Origin of the sequence: Streptomyces sp. MS19, assembly GCF_047200595.1 — a bacterium.
Taxonomy (GTDB): Bacteria; Actinomycetota; Actinomycetes; order Streptomycetales; family Streptomycetaceae; genus Streptomyces.
Window position 1 is genome coordinate 80,709 of the sequence record NZ_JBJZOH010000016.1, and the last position, 12,968, is coordinate 93,676.

General features: G+C 71.2%; 11 protein-coding genes. 8 read left to right on the forward strand and 3 right to left on the reverse strand.

Translation table 11 applies throughout. The annotated features are described in order from the left end of the window. Positions 1-55: 55 nt before the first annotated feature. Positions 56-640, reverse strand: a complete 585-nt coding sequence (locus tag ACL02R_RS17475; protein ID WP_412797847.1) for a TetR family transcriptional regulator — start codon at positions 638-640, stop codon at positions 56-58. Positions 641-937: 297 nt separating this feature from the next. Between ACL02R_RS17475 and ACL02R_RS17480 the strand changes: the two genes are divergently transcribed. From ACL02R_RS17480 to ACL02R_RS17515, 8 genes are all read left to right on the forward strand, one after another. After that, on the forward strand, positions 938-3,160 hold the full coding sequence (locus tag ACL02R_RS17480; protein ID WP_412797848.1) for a DNRLRE domain-containing protein: 2,223 nt from the start codon (positions 938-940) through the stop codon (positions 3,158-3,160). A gap of 29 nt (positions 3,161-3,189) precedes the next feature. Continuing rightward, positions 3,190-3,801, forward strand: a complete 612-nt coding sequence (locus ACL02R_RS17485; RefSeq protein ID WP_412797849.1) for an SMI1/KNR4 family protein — start codon at positions 3,190-3,192, stop codon at positions 3,799-3,801. A gap of 101 nt (positions 3,802-3,902) precedes the next feature. Beyond that, entirely contained in the window at positions 3,903-5,090 is a 1,188-nt protein-coding gene (locus ACL02R_RS17490) for a glycoside hydrolase family 64 protein (RefSeq protein ID WP_412797850.1), read from the forward strand. Positions 5,091-5,144: 54 nt separating this feature from the next. Then, entirely contained in the window at positions 5,145-6,395 is a 1,251-nt protein-coding gene (locus ACL02R_RS17495; protein WP_412797851.1) for a tyrosine-protein phosphatase, read from the forward strand. Positions 6,396-6,840: 445 nt separating this feature from the next. Beyond that, complete coding sequence (locus ACL02R_RS17500) at positions 6,841-7,911, forward strand: ABC transporter substrate-binding protein (RefSeq protein WP_412797852.1); 1,071 nt, start codon at positions 6,841-6,843, stop codon at positions 7,909-7,911. After that, positions 7,908-8,762, forward strand: a complete 855-nt coding sequence (locus tag ACL02R_RS17505; protein WP_412797853.1) for an ABC transporter permease — start codon at positions 7,908-7,910, stop codon at positions 8,760-8,762. Before ACL02R_RS17500 ends, ACL02R_RS17505 begins: the two co-directional genes overlap by 4 nt. Further along, positions 8,738-9,511 (forward strand): ABC transporter ATP-binding protein, encoded by a 774-nt coding sequence (locus ACL02R_RS17510; RefSeq protein WP_412797854.1) that lies wholly within the window; start codon positions 8,738-8,740, stop codon positions 9,509-9,511. The genes ACL02R_RS17505 and ACL02R_RS17510 overlap by 25 nt, the downstream gene beginning before the upstream one ends. Continuing rightward, a complete protein-coding gene (locus ACL02R_RS17515; RefSeq protein ID WP_412797855.1) occupies positions 9,508-10,872 on the forward strand; it encodes an LLM class flavin-dependent oxidoreductase in 1,365 nt (454 codons plus the stop codon). Before ACL02R_RS17510 ends, ACL02R_RS17515 begins: the two co-directional genes overlap by 4 nt. 74 nt (positions 10,873-10,946) lie before the next feature. Here the strand turns inward: ACL02R_RS17515 and ssuE are convergent, their stop codons facing one another. Beyond that, positions 10,947-11,498 carry an NADPH-dependent FMN reductase gene (ssuE, locus tag ACL02R_RS17520; RefSeq protein ID WP_362959091.1) on the reverse strand — a complete coding sequence of 184 codons (552 nt, stop codon included), beginning with the start codon at positions 11,496-11,498 and terminating at the stop codon, positions 10,947-10,949. A 174-nt stretch (positions 11,499-11,672) separates the two neighbouring features. After that, positions 11,673-12,884: an MFS transporter gene (locus tag ACL02R_RS17525; RefSeq protein ID WP_412797856.1), complete on the reverse strand. Its 1,212-nt coding sequence runs from the start codon at positions 12,882-12,884 to the stop codon at positions 11,673-11,675. Between the last annotated feature and the right edge of the window lie 84 nt (positions 12,885-12,968).

Here is a 12,968-nt window from a genome sequence, read left to right on the forward strand (position 1 = left end):
CGGTCCTCAGTTCTCGGTGTGCTCGGTGTTGTCGGAGTGCTCAGCGTCGGTGAGCTCAGCGGGCGAGCCCGGCGGCGATCAGGTCGAACGCGCGGCGGAAGACGTCCTGGAAGGACGCGGACCGGTCGGCGGCCCACGTCTCGACGGCCGCGCGGACGGCCGCCATGGCGACATGGGTGACCAGCCTCGGGTAGAGGTCCGAGGCGTCGCACCCCTCACGGGCGGCGACGGTCTCGATCAGCACCGTCTCGTCGGCGCCCCTGGCCGCCAGGAACTTGGGGAGGAGCGAGGGGTTGCGGTCCAGCACGGACACCTGGAGCTGCCACCGGTCGTGGTCCTCCTCGATGTGCGCGAGCTGCCGTCCGATGGCCTCGCGCAGTACCGCCGGCGTGCTCAGCCCGGCGGGCGCCTCGCGGACCGCCTTCAGGGTCCGCTCGTGCGTGTCCGGATCGGGCCTGACGAACGCGTCCTCCAGGGTGGGGAAGTAGTTGAAGAACGTGCGGACGGAGACACCCACCGCGGCCGTGACGGCCTCGACGGTGACCTGCTCCATGCCGTGGTCGGCGGCCATCCGCAGCGCGGCATCCGCAAGCGCCTCACGCGTCGCGAGCTTCTTGCGCTCCCGCAGTCCGAGCGGCATCTCCCCAGGGCACATGGCGTTGGATGCTATGCATTTTTTCCTGCGACTGCAAAATATTTATGTGTGCCCACCCCGCCCACGGGTAGGCTCCCCGGTTTCCCCTGATCCCCCTGGCTTCAGGCGCGTGCTCCCGGCTGGGAGCCTTTACCCGGATGGAGACCGTCTGTGTCGGAAAGCGCACCCCCGGTGTCGCGTACCGGCGATCAGGTGTCCGTATTGTGATCTTGTGGTGAACGTGTGACGACCTCAAGAATGTGACGTCTCGTTCGCTTGGGGTGTGGGGGAAACGTGTACCGCGTGCGCTCGCTGGTGTTGTCGGTGGCTCTGCTGGTCGCAGGTCTCACGGCCATGGAACCCACGGCGACCGCCGACGACTCGCCCCCCGGCGGAACGTCGGCCGGTGGACCGTCTCCCGACCAGGCATGGGGAAGCGCCGACGGGCTTCCGCACAGCGCATCGGCCGACGAGACCACGGCCGACGCGGACGCCACGGGAGAGCCCCCGGGCCGTGCCCCCGACCAACTTCCCCTCGACGTGGGGGAGACGGCCCCCACCGGGCTGGGAGACACCCAGGGCGAGGTGGAACCCGTCGATCCCGATGCGCTGGAATCGCTCCCCGCCGAGGAGCCGACCGGATTCGACGAGGAGACCAGCGTCGAACTGCCCGAGGAGCGCGACGAGCAGTCACGCACCTTCCTGAACACAGACGGCACCTACACCACGCGCTACTACAACGAACCCGTCAACTACGACATCGGTGCGGACGGCTGGGCCCCCATCGACCCGACACTCGCACGCGCGAGCACCGGCGAGGCGTGGTCCACGGAGTCGACCGAGGCACCGATCGCCTTCGCGGCGCGGGCCGACGAACAGCCCCTGGTGCGCATGGAACTGGACGCCGGACACGCCGTCGGCTATGCGCTGGACGGCGCCGCGCCCGTTCCCGGCACAGTGGACGGGCCGCTGATCACCTACCGGGGAGTGGGTCCTGACGCGGACATTGAGTTCATCGGGGGCAACGACTCCGTCAAAGAGACACTGGTGCTCAACTCCCCAGAAGCACCGAGTGAATGGCGGTTCCCGCTGCACCTGACCGGACTGACCGCCGTACAGGACGAGACCGGCGGGATCGCGTTCGTCGACCCTGAGGAGCAGGCGCACGCCTACATGCCGACCGGGTGGATGGAAGACGCCGCCACGGACGAACGCTCCGGCGACGGAGCCATATCCGGCGGTGTCGCCTACGCACTCGGCGAGGACACCTCCGGCATGCAGGTCCTCACCGTGACCCTGGACGAGGAGTGGCTCACCGCCCCCGAGCGCGTGTTCCCCGTGCGGGTAGACCCCTCGGTCACCCGCGTCGAAGCTTCCTCCTCCACCTACGTACAGCGTCCCTACAACGTCAACTTCTCCACCGACACGGTGCTGAAGGTCGGGACGTACGACGGTGGCCCCCACGCCGCCGCCGCGTTCCTGCGCTTCTCCGGCGTCGAGTCGAGCCTGCGGAACGCTTGGGTTCTCGACGCCCGGCTGGCCATCTACAACACATGGTCGTACTCCTGCACCGCAAAGCCGGTTGCCGTCCGGCCGATCACCCAGAACTGGTCGGCGGGCACCCTGGAGGACTATCCGGGCCCCTCGACCGGCGCGGCCCTCGCCACGGACAGCTTCGCCCACGGCTGGCGGCCGAACGGCAGCGTGCCGTGGAACTGCGGCCCCGCCTGGGAGACCATTCCCCTGGGCGGGAACGGCCGCCAGCTCGTCGACGACTGGACGCACGGACGCAAGAAGAACTACGGCCTCGCCCTCACCGCGTCCACCTCCGACTCCGGCGGCTGGAAGCAGTTCGGCTCGACCCGCTACCCCAACGGCACGCCCAGTCTCGACGTCACCTGGACAAAGTATGAGCGTCGATCGGACTGCCGACGCGACGGAAGAGGATGGACAGAGGCATCCGAAACCGACCCCGCCCATGGGAACCGGGCTGTCGGCATGGAAACTTGTCTCGACCAAGCGTATCTCGCGGCAAACGGGGGTTCTCGTACGACGGAGAAGATCAGACCTCCGGGGTATCAGTGGGCGACACGCTTCGCTGGTTACATGGGACTTAACCCGCCAGATGCCATTAATAACTGTCATCTTATCGGCAAAGACCTCGGCGGTTCGGGAACTGATCTCCGAAATCTGGTCACATGCTCGCGGCAGGCTAATTACTCCGTCTCTGGCCTGGGGCATGTGCCCGATCACATGTTCTCTTTCGAGAGTGATATATCCGATGCCGTGAAAGAGGACGGGCAGGTAGTCCACTACGTTGTGACGCCAAGGTATGCGGGTGAGCGGACCGTGCCAGTTTCCATAGAGCTCTTGGCCAGAGGCGTCTATGAAGATGGATCGCCTGGTATCTATATCCATACAATTGTGCCCAATTCGCTGTGGAGTAGCGGAAAAGGTTGGCGCAATCTTGGGCTCGTCAACGACCACAAAACGGGCGTCCCTGTGCCTACGGGGGCTACGCGCTAGATATCTCAGGCAAGTGAAGGGCGTGGAAGGTGTTCGATCAAGAGATTCTTCAGATGATGCCCCCGTCGGCCAACGCGGGTGACGCGTTGAACTGGGTGCAGATCGCAGAGAGTTGGGGTGTGGAGTTTCCAGACGACTATCGCCGCTTCGTTGAGGTCTACGGATGGGGCACCGTCGAGCAATTTCTGGTTGTATTCATTCCGGAGCCGGGGCGGCTCCCGGAGGGATTCGACATGGTTTCGCACTCGGAGAACATCCGGCAGGCATGGTCCGACTACGCGCGTCGGCGCGGTGGAGACCAGGTGCGAGGGCGACTGATCGCTTGGGGAACGGACGCTGGTGCCGACATGCTCTGCTGGGACGCGTCGGAGCGGGACGATCCCAATACTTGGCCGGTGGTAGTATTTCGACGTCAAGGATATCCGCATTGGACTCGCTATGAATGTGGTATGCTGGATTTTTTGAAAAAAATATTCCTTGGTGAGCTGGAAGAGAATCCTCTCAGCGGTGATGATCTTTGGGGCAAGCGAACCCTGAAATTTCTTCATCAGCGTGATGAGAAGATACTGCTGGCGCAGGGGATCGATCCGTGGACCGGTGAGCCTGATCCTTTTGCCGGGATGTTCGGGGAGGGGATGTGAGGGGGATGCGGGGTGGGCGTGGGGGTCGGTGTCGGGTGGATTGACATGTGCGGGGCGGGTCGGGACGGTGAGAGCGCTCTCAGCCGCAGAGGAGGACAACGGTGTTCCGTGTACCGAGACGACTGGCGGCGCTGGTCGCGGCGGTGGCCGCCGCGACCGGGCTGACCGTCCTGGGGCCCGCGCCCGCCGCGCAGGCCGTGCCCGACACGATCCCGCTCACCATCACGAACGACTCGGGCCGCAGCGAGCCCGTGTACCTCTACAACCTCGGCACCCAGCTCAGCAGCGGCCAGCAGGGCTGGGCCGACGCCTCCGGCGCGTTCCACGCCTGGCCCGCCGGGGGCAGTCCGCCCACTCCCGCGCCGGACGCCTCGATCCAGGGCCCGGCACCCGGGCAGTCGCTGACGATCCAACTGCCCAAGTTCTCCGGGCGCGTGTACTTCTCCGTCGGGCAGAAGCTGGAGTTCTTCCTGACGACCGGCGGGCTCGTGCAGCCCGCGGTGCAGAACCCGTCCGATCCCAACAGCGACGTGCTGTTCAACTGGTCCGAGTACACGCTCAACGACGCGGGCCTGTGGATCAACAGCACGCAGGTGGACATGTTCTCGTCCCCCTACTCGGTCGGTGTGCGCGGCGGTGACGGCGCGGTGCGGACGACGGGGACGCTCAGGCCCGGCGGCTACGGCGCCGTGTTCGACGGCCTGCGCGCCGCCGGCTGGGGCGGCCTCATCGTGAACGGGCCGGGCGGCACCCCGCTGCGCGCCCTCTCGCCCGGCCACGGCATCGGCGTCGGCGGCGTGCCCGCCAACGTGATGGACGACTACATCAACCGCGTGTGGAGTCACTACAGTTCCCACACGCTGACGGTCACGCCGTTCGCCCACGAGCCGAACACCCAGTACTTCGGGCGTGTCTCCGGCAACGTCATGAACTTCACGAACAGTTCGGGCGCCGTCGTCACCAGCTTCCAGAAGCCGGACTCCGACAGCGTCTTCGGCTGCCACAAGTTCCTCGACGCGCCGAACGACCAGGTGCGCGGCCCCATCTCGCGCACGCTGTGCGCGGGCTTCAACCGCACCACACTGCTCACCAACGCGCAGCAGCCCGACGCCGACCCCGGCTCCTTCTACCAGGACCCGGTGACCAACCACTACGCCCGCCTCATCCACGGGCAGATGGAGGACGGCAGGGCGTACGCGTTCGCCTTCGACGACGTCACGGCGCAGGAGTCCCTCGTGCACGACGGGAACCCGGCCGAGGCGTTCATGACCTTCCAGCCCTACGACTGACCCCACCGGCGGCCCGCAGGCCATCCGTCTGCGGGCCGCGCGTAGGGTCCCGGCATGGGCAGACACATACCGTTCGACCGGGTACACAACTTCCGTGACACGGGCGGGTATCCGGCGGCGGACGGCCGGACGGTCCGGTGGGGGCGGTTCTACCGGTCCGACTCGCTCGGGAAGCTGGCGGGCGAGGACTGGGAGCGGTTCCTCGACCTGGGCGTGCGCACGGTGATCGACCTCCGGTACGGCTGGGAGATCGAGGGCGCGGGCCGCGTCCCCGACCACCCGTCCCTGGCCTGGCACCACCTGAGCGTCGAGCACCGGCCCTACGACCAGCCGGGCCTCGGCCCCGATGTCGATCCCGCCCCCTACCTCGTCGAACGGTACGGCGAGGTGGCGCACGACGGCGCGGCCGAACTGCGCCGGGCCCTGGAGGTGATCGCCGACCCCGGCGCGGGGCCCGTGGTGATCCACTGCATGTCGGGCAAGGACCGCACCGGGCTGCTCGCCGCCCTCGTGCTGGCGCTGCTCGGCGTCCCCGACGACGACATCGTCGCGGACTTCGCCCTGACCGGCCTCGCCAGGGACCGCCTGCTCGCCGACTGGCGCGCGGCGCACGGCGGCCGAAGCCCCGGCTGGCCCGGCTACGGGCGGGCGCCGGCCGAGGTGATGCGGCTGTTCCTGGACGGACTGACGCGGAAGTACGGTTCGGTGGGCGCCTACGCGGAGACAGTGCTCGGCGTCGGCGGCGACCTGGTGCACGCCCTGCGCGAACGGCTCCTCGCCCCCGCCCCGCCCGTCTTCCGGCGCGCCGGTACGGCCGACCTGCCGGCGCTCGTACGGCTGCGGGACGACGCCGCCCGCCGGCAGCTCGCCCACGGCATCGACCAGTGGCGGCCCGGCCAGCTCGGCGAGGACCACTTCAGGCGGCCCCTCACGGACGGCGAGGTCTGGCTCGCCTCCGCCGCGCCCGGCGGTCCGCCCGTCGGCGCCTGGGAGCTGTGGTGGGACGACCCGGCCGCCTGGGGGCCGCAGCCGCCCGTCGCCGGGTACGTGCACCGCCTGATGACCGACCGCAGCGCCGCGCCGCCCGGCACCGGCCGGCAGCTGCTCGCCGAGGCCGAGCGGCGGATCGCGGAGGCGGGCCGCGAACTGTGCCGCCTCGACTGCCTCGCCGGCAACGAGCGGCTGCGCGCGTACTACCTCGCCGCCGGATACCGGGTCGTGGGCGAGCAGGCCGCGAAGGACGGCGGCCTCGGCGGCAGCCCGTACGCGGTCACGCTGCTGGAGAAGCGCCTCGTCCCCGCCTGACGGAGAACGCCGCCGAATTCACGCGGCGCAAGGTGCGCACCGAGGAATTAACGGCGCGTTCTCCGAAAGGGCGCGGACCGTTCCCACCTGCGCCGCGCCGCCGGGCCTGATGACGGCTCGTGAAGCCGCGTTACGGGCGCGCTTCCGTCCGTGTCGGGGGGCGTGCGGCCGCCGTTGACCGCTCGTCCGCGTGTTCGCTACGTTCGGTGCATGCGGGCCACGCCATTCCCTTTCCCGCGCCGCACGGAAACCGCCGTGCCGGGCGCCGTCGCGCTCTGTCGCTGACCCACGCATTTCCCCGATGGTGAATCGATAACCACCGCGCCGGACCCTGTCCGTACGCGCGGCTTCTTTTCCGCGCTTTCCCACTGCGCCATTCCGGCACGCCGTGCCGCGCCTTTTTCCCGGACTTCCCGTCCCCGCTCCCGACGTCCCAGGAATGCCCATGACCCGGTACAGACGCCTCCTCGGCGCCGCGTTCCTCCTGCCCCTGCTGCTCACCGCCTGCGCCGACCAGGACAGCCCCACGGACAACGCCGAACTCGCCGCCGCCGGGATCCCGGAGGCCGTCGACCCCGACACCACCCTGACCATCGGCACGCCCGAGATACAGGTGGCCCTCGAACTGTCCGGCCTCATCGACGAGATACCGTTCCGCGTCGAGTGGGCCAACCTCAGCGGCGGGCCGCAGTGCTCCGAGGCGTTCCGCGCCGACGCGCTCGACATCTGCTCGGCCGCCGAGATCCCGTCGATCCACGCGCACTGGACGGGCCTGGAGACCCGCCTTGTCGCCGCCGCGTTCCGCCAGGACCCCACGGCGCACCCCATCTACCAGCTCGGCATCGCGCCGGGCGCGGACGTCGCGACGCTGGAGGACCTGCGCGGCAGGCGCATCGCCTTCAGCCCCGGACAGGCCCAGGGCGCGCTGATCCTCCGCGTCCTCGACGCCGCCGGGCTCACCAGGGACGACGTCGAGCTGGTCGAACTGCCCAGCACCGGCGACGTCTACCCCACCGCCCTCGGCAGCGGACAGGTGGACGTCGCCCCCATCGGCGGCGTCAACATCCGCCGCTACGCCGAGCAGTACGGCGCGGCGGGCGGCACCGTCATCGCACACGGCCTGCGCGACGACCCGTCGCACCTGTGGGTGCCCGTCTCCGCCGTGTCCGACCCCCAGAAGGCCGCCGCCGTACGGGAGTTCGTCGAGCTGTGGGCGCGCGCCCTCGTCTGGGTGGAGGAGCACCCCGAGGAGTGGATCGCCGGGTACTACGTCGAGGACCAGGGCCTGACCGAGGAGGACGGCGCCTACCTCGTCGAGCAGAGCGGCATCCCCGACATCCCCGCCGACTGGTCGGGCGCCATCGAACGCCAGCAGCAGACCGTCGACCTGCTCGCCGCCGAACTCGGCAACGAGCCCTTCGACGCCGCGTCCCTCTTCGACCGCCGCTTCGAGAGCGTCGCGGCCGACGCGGCACAGGCGGCCCTGGCGGACGGCGAAGGCGGTGACACGCCGTGACGACCACCGACGCCCCGCGCGCCGCCGCCCCCACGCCCGCCGAGGCCACCGCGCCGCCGCCACCCCTGCGCCGCGCGCGCCGCCTCGGCCCCGGACGGCCCATCCCGTTCGGCTGGGCCATCGGCCCCGTCCTCCTCCTCGCCGTCTGGTCGATCGGCTCCGCCACGGGCTGGATCGACCCGCGCAACCTCTCCGCGCCCTGGGACGTGGTGCGCACCGCCGCCGGCCTGATCGGGGAGGGCCGTCTCCAGGAGCACCTGTGGGCCTCCGCCAGGCGCGCACTCGCCGGACTCGCCATCGGCATCGCCGCCGGACTCGTCCTCGCGGTCGTATCCGGCCTCAGCCGCCTCGGCGAGGGCGTCATCGACGGGCCCGTGCAGATCAAGCGGTCCATCCCGTCGCTCGCGCTGATCCCGCTGCTGATCCTCTGGTTCGGCATCGGCGAGTCGATGAAGATCATCACGATCACACTGGGCGTCCTCGTGCCCGTCTACATCCACACGCACAACGGCCTGCGCACCATCGACACCCGCTACGTCGAGCTGGCCGAGACCGTACGGCTGGGCCGCGCCGCGTTCCTGCGGCACGTCGTCCTGCCCGGCGCGCTGCCCGGCTTCCTGCTCGGGCTGCGCTTCGCCGTCACCACCGCGTGGCTGTCCCTCGTCGTCGTCGAGCAGGTCAACGCGACCAGTGGCATCGGCTACATGATGGAACTGGCGCGCACCTACGGACAGACGGACGTCATCGTCGTCGGCCTGGTCGTCTACGGGCTGCTCGGCCTCGTCTCGGACGGCCTCGTCCGGCTCGTGCAGAGGAGGGCCCTGACATGGCGCCGCACCCTGGCGGACTGACCGGCACCCGGCGCGGCCCGGCCGTCCGGGCCGAGGCGCTCACGCGCACGTACGGCGGGCGGCGCGTGCTCGACGGGCTCGACCTGACGCTGGCGCCCGGCGAGTTCGCCGCCCTCGTCGGCCGCAGCGGCTCCGGCAAGAGCACGCTGCTGCGCGCCCTCGCCGGCATCGACCACGGCACCGGCGCCGCCGGGACGCTGTCCGCGCCCGAGGACATCTCCGTCGTCTTCCAGGACGCCCGCCTCCTGCCGTGGAAACGCGTGCTGGACAACGTGACGCTCGGCCTGACCGCGCCCGACGCCGCCGCGCGCGGCAGGACGGCGCTCGCCGAGGTGGGCCTCGCCGGACGCGAACGCGCCTGGCCCACCGAGCTGTCCGGCGGCGAACAGCAGCGCGTCGCCCTGGCCAGGTCTCTCGTCCGCGACCCGCAACTCCTGCTGGCCGACGAGCCGTTCGGCGCCCTCGACGCGCTCACCCGCATGCGCATGCACACCCTGCTGCGCCGCCTGTGGGACCTGCACCAGCCCGCCGTCCTCCTCGTCACACACGACGTGGACGAGGCGATCGCGCTCGCCGACCGCGTGCTCGTGCTGGAGGAGGGCCGCATCGCCGCCGACCTGCCCGTCGAACTGCCCGCCCCGCGCTCGCCCGGCAGCCCCGCGTACACCGGACTGCGCGCCCGCCTGCTGACGTTGCTCGGCGTCACCGACGAACAGCCAGCCACCGCCGCCCCGGGAGGCCCCGCATGACCACCCCCGCCCGCCAACTGCACCTGAATCTCTTCATCTACCCGGGCGGCCACCACGAGGCGGCCTGGCGCCACCACGGCTCGGACCCGGCCCGGCTCCTCGACATCGGCTACTACCAGGACCTCGCCCGCCGCGCCGAGGCCGCGACGTTCGACGGCGTCTTCCTCGCCGACGGCCCCTCCCTGCCCGACAACGTCCGCTACGCCAGCCGTTTCCGCCTCGAACCCTTCACCTGGCTGTCCGCGCTCGCCGCCGCGACCTCCCGCATCGGCCTGATCGCCACCGCCTCCACCACCTACCTGGAGCCGTACAACCTCGCCCGGCTCTTCGCGTCGCTCGACCACCTCAGCAAGGGCCGCGCCGGGTGGAACATCGTCACCACCGGCGCGCCCCAGGCCGCCCGCAACTTCGGCCTGGAGGAGCACCCGCCGCACGCCGAACGGTACGCGCGCGCCCACGAGTTCCTCGACGTCGTGACGCGCCTGTGGGACAGCTGGGAGGACGAGGCGCTGGTCGCCGACCAGGCCTCCGGCGTCTTCGCCGACACCGACCGCATCCACCCCATCGACCACGAAGGGCCGTACCTGCGCGTACGCGGACCGCTCAACACGCCCCGCACACCGCAGGGCAGGCCGGTGTACGTGCAGGCGGGGTCGTCGGACGACGGGCGCGCGTTCGCCGCGCGGCACGCCGAGGCCGTGTTCACCGCCCACCAGACGCTCGCGTCGGCGCAGGAGTTCTACGCCGACCTCAAACGCCGCGCCGCCGCCCTCGGCCGCGACCCGGACGGCCTGCTGATCCTGCCCGGCATCAGCCCGTTCATCGGCTCCACGGAGGCCGAGGCGCGGGCGCTGCACGACGAGTTCAACGAGCTGACGCAGCCCGCCTACTCGCTCGACCTGCTGGAGCGGATGCTCGGCCTGCGGCTGACCGCCGACCGGCTCGACGAACGCCTGCCGCGCGAGCTGATCGACACCGGCGGGGAACGCGGCGCCGGCAGCCGCTTCCAGGTGATCCTCGACATCATCGACCGCGAACGGCCCACCGTCCGGCAGCTGCTGCACCGCCTGGCGGGCGCGCGCGGCCACCAGGTGGTGTGGGGCACGCCGGAGCAGATCGCCGACCGCGTGCAGGAGTGGTTCGAGAACGGGGCGGCCGACGGCTTCAACATCATGCCGCCCTGGCTGACCGGCGGCTTCGACGTGTTCGCCGACGAGGTCGTGCCGATCCTGCGGCGGCGCGGCCTGTTCCGCACCGCGTACACGGGGACCACCTTGCGCGAGCACTACGGACTGCCACGCCCGCGCAGCTCGTTCAGCCCCCCGTCGCCCCAGCTGCCGGAACCCGCCACCGCTCGCTAGGACGCGCGGAGCGCCGCCCGCCGTCCCCGTCACCCTGCTGACGGGGACGGCGGGCGGCGCCGTCGGGTCAGACCTCAGGCCGCCGCGCGCTGGAACCCCGCGTGCAGCTGCGCCGAGAAACCGTCCACGATCTCCTCAAGCGGCCCCGCCGCGCCCGCCTCCACGGCCACCGCGCCGTCCGCGCCCACGACGATGTCGCGGTCCAGCACGAACCAGCCGGGCGTCACATGCGAGGCACCCATCGACGACAGAACGGGCCGCAGCGCGTAGTCGATCGCCAGCACGTGCGCGACCGTCCCGCCCGTCGCCAGCGGCAGGACGGTCTTCCCCGCGAACGCGTACTGCGGCAGCAGGTCGAGCAGCGACTTGAGCAGCCCGGAGTACGCCGCCTTGTAGACGGGCGTGCCGATCACCAGGCCGTCCACCCGCTCGATCAGCCGCGCCACCTCCACGATCGCCGGATGCCGCACGTCCGCGCCGGTCAGCGCCTCGGGCGGCAGCGACCGCACGTCGAGCGGTATGACGTCGTGGCCCTGGAGCGCGAGCCGCGCGTCCAGGTGGCGGAGCAGGCGGGCCGTACGGGAGGTGGGGGAGGGGCTGCCGGAGAGGGACAGGACGACGGACATGCGTCACCTCGGGTCTCGGTGGTCGGGTGAGGACCGCGCCGCGTCGTCGGAGAGCGGCACCGGAAACGGCGGCCGGTCACGGTCCAGGGCACGGCGGCCATGGACGCCGCCGCTCACCCAGCCATGCTGGCAGCCGAACATTGACGGCACCCGTCCATCCGTGTCGGTCGTATGTCACCTCGGCGCGGCGGACGCCGCCCGGCCTTCCAGGACCCCCGCCGTCAGCAGGATCACCAGGCCCGCCAGCGGCACCGCGACCAGCCCGAGCCGGATCGACTCCGCGTCCGCGACCAGGCCGACCAGCGGCGGCGGCAGCAGGAAACCGATGCGCAGCAGGAACGCCGTCACCGTGATGCCCGCCCCCGGCCACAGGCCCGGCAGTTCGTCCGCCGCGTGGAATGCCGCCGGGATCACCGTCGCGATGCCGAGACCGGCCAGTCCGAAGCCCGCGACCGTGCCGGGCACCGAGGGCCACAGCAGTGCCGCGCCCATGCCCGCCAGCACCAGCGCGCCGCCGAGCCGCGCCGTCAGCCGGTCGCCGAGCCGCCGCACGACGCGGTCGCCCAGCAGGCGGCCGACCGTCTGCGCGCCCTGGAGCGAGGCGAACGCCAGGCCGCCGACGAACGCGTTGGCCCCCAGCTCGTCCCGCAGGTACAGCGAGCCCCACGACGCGCCCGCGTCCTCGACGGACGCGGCGGCGGCGCTCACCAGGCCGAGCAGCGCGAGGAACCCGGCGACGCGCAGCACGGGCCGCCGTGCGCCGCGCCCGTCCCGTTCCGCCTCCCCGCCGGCGCCCTCGGCCCGTTCGGCGTCCTCGGGGCCTGGCAGCAGGTACCGCAGCGCGACCAGCGCGGCCGCCGCCGTGAGCGCGCCCGTCACCACGAGGTGCGCCGTCAGCGACAGGCCCGCCTGCGCCGCGCCCGCGCCCGCGAAGCCGCCGAGGACGGCGCCGATGCTCCACACGCCGTGGAACGAGTTGAGGATCGAGCGCCCGTAGCGCCGCTGCACGCGCAGGCCGTGCGCGTTCATCGCGACGTCGGTGACCGCGTCGAGGCTGCCCGCGACGAACAGCGCGCCGCACAGCAGCCCGAAGCCGGGCGCCGTGCCGATGAAGACGACGTTCACGCCCATCAGGGCGAGCGCGATCGTCGACGTCCGCGCGGAGCCGAACCGTTTGATCAGGGGACTGGCCAGCAGGCCGACGATGATCGCGCCCAGCGGCATGGCGGCGATGGCGGTGCCGAGCTGGGCGTTGGACAGGTCGAGCCCGGCCTTGATCTCGGGATAGCGGGGCACGACGTTCGCGAACACGAAGCCGTTCCCGAAGAACAGCGCCGCCACCGCGACCCGCGCGCGTATCACCCCGCGGCCCGGCTCGGCCCTCACACCTCTCCCGTCCCCTTCTGTCACACCCGCCACGGTACGCGCCTCCTGCATCGCCGCATCACCCGTTCGGGGGCAGGCCGACGT

Excerpts from the sequence above, each read along its gene's own strand:
- ACL02R_RS17475 (WP_412797847.1), bottom strand. The coding sequence starts at position 640 with ATGCCGCTCGGACTGCGGGAGCGCAAGAAGCTCGCGACGCGTGAGGCG.
- ACL02R_RS17495 (WP_412797851.1), top strand. The coding sequence starts at position 5,145 with ATGGGCAGACACATACCGTTCGACCGGGTACACAACTTCCGTGACACG.
- ACL02R_RS17500 (WP_412797852.1), top strand. The coding sequence starts at position 6,841 with ATGACCCGGTACAGACGCCTCCTCGGCGCCGCGTTCCTCCTGCCCCTG.
- ACL02R_RS17510 (WP_412797854.1), top strand. The coding sequence starts at position 8,738 with ATGGCGCCGCACCCTGGCGGACTGACCGGCACCCGGCGCGGCCCGGCC.
- ACL02R_RS17515 (WP_412797855.1), top strand. The coding sequence starts at position 9,508 with ATGACCACCCCCGCCCGCCAACTGCACCTGAATCTCTTCATCTACCCG.
- ssuE (WP_362959091.1), bottom strand. The coding sequence starts at position 11,498 with ATGTCCGTCGTCCTGTCCCTCTCCGGCAGCCCCTCCCCCACCTCCCGT.